General features: G+C 46.7%; 2 tRNA genes and 3 rRNA genes. All 5 read right to left on the reverse strand.

Annotated features, from left to right (window positions below):
- Position 1: 1 nt before the first annotated feature.
- Positions 2-111 (reverse strand): 5S ribosomal RNA (rrf, locus tag HMPREF9072_RS05515).
- A gap of 224 nt (positions 112-335) precedes the next feature.
- Positions 336-3,176: ribosomal RNA gene (locus tag HMPREF9072_RS05520) — 23S ribosomal RNA — on the reverse strand.
- Positions 3,177-3,309: 133 nt separating this feature from the next.
- Positions 3,310-3,383, reverse strand: a tRNA-Ala gene (locus HMPREF9072_RS05525).
- An 83-nt stretch (positions 3,384-3,466) separates the two neighbouring features.
- Positions 3,467-3,540 (reverse strand) — tRNA-Ile (locus tag HMPREF9072_RS05530).
- Between the two features lie 131 nt (positions 3,541-3,671).
- Positions 3,672-5,189, reverse strand: a 16S ribosomal RNA gene (locus HMPREF9072_RS05535).
- Together the 16S, 23S and 5S rRNA genes with 2 tRNA genes alongside form the textbook arrangement of a ribosomal RNA operon.
- Positions 5,190-5,412: the final 223 nt, after the last annotated feature.

The raw sequence follows: 5,412 nt of genomic DNA on the forward strand, positions 1-5,412 counted from the left end.
AAGAAGGCGGCGACATACTCTCCCACGTGACCGTAGTACCATCTGCGCTAAAAGGTTTAACTGCTCTGTTCGGAATGGTAAGAGGTGAGACCTTTGACTATAACCACCTTAAATCGTTTTAGGTAAGAGGTAAGAGGTAAAAGATAAGAGCTTTTTTTAAACTACTTTTTGTATCTTAACTTAAATACCTATTCCTAATTATATTTTTAACATATAGGGATAAAAAACATATTTTTAACTAACAACTTCAAGAGATTGATAATTGATAAAACATAAGTAGTATTACACTTTCTTATCTCTTATCTCTTAACTCTTATCTATAAAAAAGAATACTGCGCGAAAAGTCTACGGGTGATTAGTATTACTCGGCTATGATGTTACCAACTTTACACCTGTAACCTATCAACGTGGTCATCTCCCACAACCCTTAAAAGAAATCTCATCTTGTGGCGGGTTTCGTACTTATATGCCTTCAGCACTTATCCCATCCGCACTTAGCTACTCTGCTATGCCCTTGGCAAGACAACAGATACACCAGCGGTGCGTCCAACTCGGTCCTCTCGTACTAGAGTCAGATCCACGCAAATTTCTAACGCCCACAGTAGATAGAGACCGAACTGTCTCACGACGTTCTGAACCCAGCTCGCGTGCCACTTTAATGGGCGAACAGCCCAACCCTTGGGACCTTCTCCAGCCCCAGGATGTGACGAGCCGACATCGAGGTGCCAAACCCCCCCGTCGATGTGAGCTCTTGGGGGAGATCAGCCTGTTATCCCCGGCGTACCTTTTATCCTTTGAGCTATGGCCCTTCCATACGGAACCACCGGATCACTATGCTCTACTTTCGTACCTGATCGACTTGTAGGTCTCTCAGTCAAGCTCCCTTATGCCATTGCACTCTTCGCACGGTTACCAAGCGTGCTGAGGGAACCTTTAGAAGCCTCCGTTACTCTTTTGGAGGCGACCACCCCAGTCAAACTACCCTCCACGAATTGTCCCCTGCATCGCAGGGTTAGACCTCAGATAAGCAAAGGGTGGTATTTCAACAACGACTCCACAACTACCAGAATAGCCGCTTCACAGTCTCCCACCTATCCTACGCATCACTTATCCAAGACCAATACGAAGATATAGTAAAGGTGCACAGGGTCTTTTCGTCCCACTGCGGGTAATCGGCATCTTCACCGATACTACAATTTCACCGAGCTCATGGCCGAGACAGTGTCCAAATCGTTACACCATTCGTGCAGGTCGGAACTTACCCGACAAGGAATTTCGCTACCTTAGGACCGTTATAGTTACGGCCGCCGTTTACTGGGGCTTCAATTCAAACCTTCGTGTTGCCACTAAGCTCTCCTCTTAACCTTCCAGCACCGGGCAGGTGTCAGACCCTATACCTCATCTTTCGATTTTGCAGAGTCCTGTGTTTTTGATAAACAGTCGCTTGGACCTCTTCACTGCGGCCTATCTTACGATAGGCGACCTTTCTCCCGAAGTTACAGGTCTATTTTGCCTAGTTCCTTAGCCATGAATCTCTCGAGCGCCTTAGAATTCTCATCCCAATCACCTGTGTCGGTTTACGGTACGGGCATTAATCTTCGCTTTTCTTGGAAACGTTATCACCACTCTATCACCTCGACCGAAGCCTCAGTGTACTATCAAAGCCATAACAGCTCCTTTAACGTACTATTCCGTCAGTACGCGGTAGTTATCTCATTCCGTCACTTTTATCAGATTAATGGTACGGGAATATTAACCCGTTGTACATCCACTTCCCCTACTCGGGTGCGCGTTAGTCCCCGACTAACCCTCAGCTGATTAGCATAGCTGAGGAAACCTTGATCTTTCGGCGGGCAGGTTTCTCGCCTGCCTTATCGTTACTTATGCCTACATTTTCTTTTCTATCAGCTCCACTACGGCTCACGCCTTTAGCTTCTACGCCTATAGAATGCTCCCCTACCGGTATATCTTTCAATAACCCCATAGCTTCGGTAATATGCTTATGCCCGTTTATTATCCATGCCCAACCGCTCGACTAGTGAGCTGTTACGCACTCTTTAAATGTATGGCTGCTTCCAAGCCAACATCCTAGCTGTCAGTGCAGTCAGACCGCGTTTGGTCAACTTAGCATATATTTGGGGACCTTAGCTGATGGTCCGGGTTCTTTCCCTTTAGGATATGGACCTTAGCACCCATACCCTCACTGCTGATGAGCATTTAATAGCATTCGGAGTTTGTCAGGAATTGGTAGGCGATGAAACCCCCGCATCCAATCAGTAGCTCTACCTCTATTAAACTCACACCAACGCTGCACCTAAATGCATTTCGGGGAGTACGAGCTATTTCCCAGTTTGATTGGCCTTTCACCCCTACCCTCAGGTCATCCGAAGTCTTTTCAACGACAACCAGTTCGGTCCTCCACGCTGTGTTACCAGCGCTTCAACCTGCCCAAGGGTAGATCACCAGGTTTCGCGTCTACTACTACCAACTATTGCCGCCCTATTCAGACTCGCTTTCGCTGCGGATTCGTATCTGAAATCCTTATCCTCGCTGGTAACAGTAACTCGTAGGCTCATTATGCAAAAGGCACGCTGTCACAGCCGTAGCTGCTCCAACCGCTTGTAGGCGTAGGGTTTCAGGGTCTATTTCACTCCGTTATTCACGGTTCTTTTCACCTTTCCCTCACGGTACTAGTTCACTATCGGTCTCTCAGGAGTATTTAGCCTTACCGGATGGTCCCGGCGGATTCAGTCAAGGTTCCTCGTGCCCCGACCTACTCAGGATTCCCATAAGATTTATAAAACTGTACCTATACGAGACTTTCACTCTCTGTGGTGTGTCTTTCCAAACACTTCTAATCCAGCTTTACAACCTATATCTGGGTCCTACTACCCCCGCATTGCCGTAACAATACGGGTTTGGGCTATTCCCATTTCGCTCGCCACTACTTTGGGAATCACTTTTGTTTTCTTCTCCTCTGCCTACTAAGATGTTTCAGTTCAGCAGGTTTGCTCACCTTTACGGTGTAGTACATCTTCAATGTACTGGGTTGCCCCATTCGGAGATTTGCGTATCATATCGTATGTGCCAATACACGCAACTTTTCGCAGCTTATCACGTCCTTCTTCGCCTCTGAGAGCCTAGGCATCCCCCATACGCCCTTACATAACTTTTCGCGCTTGTAGTTTTTGTCTTTCGACAAAATACCTCGTTCTCTTTGATTCTTTTTAATTCTTTCGTTAGATTATCAATAATCTAATTATTGATCTCTTATGCTTTTTATCCCAATATGTCAATGTACGTTTGTTGTGGAGAATAAGGGATTCGAACCCTTGACCCCCTGCGTGCAAGGCAGGTGCTCTAGCCAGCTGAGCTAATTCCCCCTGTCTCTAGGTAAGAGATATGTGGTAAGAGGTAAGAGGATCCTTCCTCTAGCTCACTCCTAGAAATTTCCTTCTTTTGCTTGTAGTCCCAGGCAGACTCGAACTGCCGACCTCTACATTATCAGTGTAGCGCTCTAACCAGCTGAGCTATGAGACTTTGTTCTAATTAGCAAATTTGTAAATTTGCAAATTTTATTTTGTTGTCAGCAAGATTTAAAGAATCAAATATACCATAAGTCCATTAATCGTTAATTATTAACCATTAATAATTAAATCGGTCTTCTCTAGAAAGGAGGTGTTCCAGCCGCACCTTCCGGTACGGCTACCTTGTTACGACTTAGCCCCAGTCACTAGTTTTACCCTAAACAGCTCCTCGCGGTGACCGTCTTCAGGTACTCCCAGCTTCCATGGCTTGACGGGCGGTGTGTACAAGGCCCGGGAACGTATTCACCGGATCATGGCTGATATCCGATTACTAGCGATTCCAGCTTCACGGAGTCGAGTTGCAGACTCCGATCCGAACTGTGACCGTCTTTATAGATTCGCGCCTGCTCACGCAGTGGCTGCTCTCTGTAACGGCCATTGTAGCACGTGTGTAGCCCAAGATGTAAGGGCCGTGATGATTTGACGTCATCCCCACCTTCCTCTCGGTTTGCACCGGCAGTCCCATTAGAGGGCTCGACTCGACTCGTTAGCAACTAATGGCAGGGGTTGCGCTCGTTATAGGACTTAACCTGACACCTCACGGCACGAGCTGACGACAACCATGCAGCACCTTGAAAACTGTCCGAAGAAAAGGGTATCTCTACCCCTGTCAGTCTCCATTTAAACCTTGGTAAGGTTCCTCGCGTATCATCGAATTAAACCACATGCTCCACCGCTTGTGCGGGCCCCCGTCAATTCCTTTGAGTTTCATTCTTGCGAACGTACTCCCCAGGTGGGATACTTATCACTTTCGCTTAGCCACTCAATCCTTAAACCAAACAGCTAGTATCCATCGTTTACAGCGTGGACTACCAGGGTATCTAATCCTGTTCGCTCCCCACGCTTTCGTCCATCAGCGTCAATTAATTGTTAGTAATATGCCTTCGCTATCGGTGTTCTGTGTAATATCTAAGCATTTCACCGCTACACTACACATTCCAACTACTTCACAACCATTCAAGACCAACAGTTTCAAAGGCAGTTGCTCAGTTGAGCTGAGCGCTTTCACCTCTGACTTACCAGCCCGCCTACAGACCCTTTAAACCCAATGATTCCGGATAACGCTCGCATCCTCCGTATTACCGCGGCTGCTGGCACGGAGTTAGCCGATGCTTATTCATAAGGTACCGTCATCAAACTACGCGTAGCCCTTATTCTTCCCTTACAAAAGCAGTTTACAACCCATAAGGCCGTCATCCTGCACGCGGCATGGCTGGATCAGTCTTCCGACCATTGTCCAATATTCCTCACTGCTGCCTCCCGTAGGAGTCTGGTCCGTATCTCAGTACCAGTGTGGGGGACATCCCTCTCAGAACCCCTATCTATCATCGCCTTGGGGAGCCGTTACCTCTCCAACTAGCTAATAGAACGCATACTCATCTTTCACCACCTAAGCTTTAATATAAAAACGATGCCGTCCCTATATACTATGGGGTATTAATCCAAATTTCTTCGGGCTATCCCCCAGTGAAAGGCAGATTGTATACGCGTTACGCACCCGTACGCCGGTCTCAGTTACCCGAAAGTAACTTCCCCCTCGACTTGCATGTGTTAGGCCTGCCGCTAGCGTTCATCCTGAGCCAGGATCAAACTCTTCATCGTTAAATTCTTTTATATCTTCTAACCGATTCTTAAGTTATTGACTTCAGGTTTCACTCAATCCTTTAAATCTTTCTTTGTGCTGTACAACATTATGTCAAGGTACGTGTTGTTTTTTTTCTTTTGGGCGTATGCTATAGCCCCTACAAATGTGCCTTATCGTCTCATTTGCGGGTGCAAAGGTACGGCGTTTTTTGAAACTAGCAAATTTTTTGAAAGTTTTTTT

The organism is Capnocytophaga sp. oral taxon 324 str. F0483, assembly GCF_000318315.2.
Classification (GTDB): domain Bacteria; phylum Bacteroidota; class Bacteroidia; order Flavobacteriales; family Flavobacteriaceae; genus Capnocytophaga; species Capnocytophaga ochracea.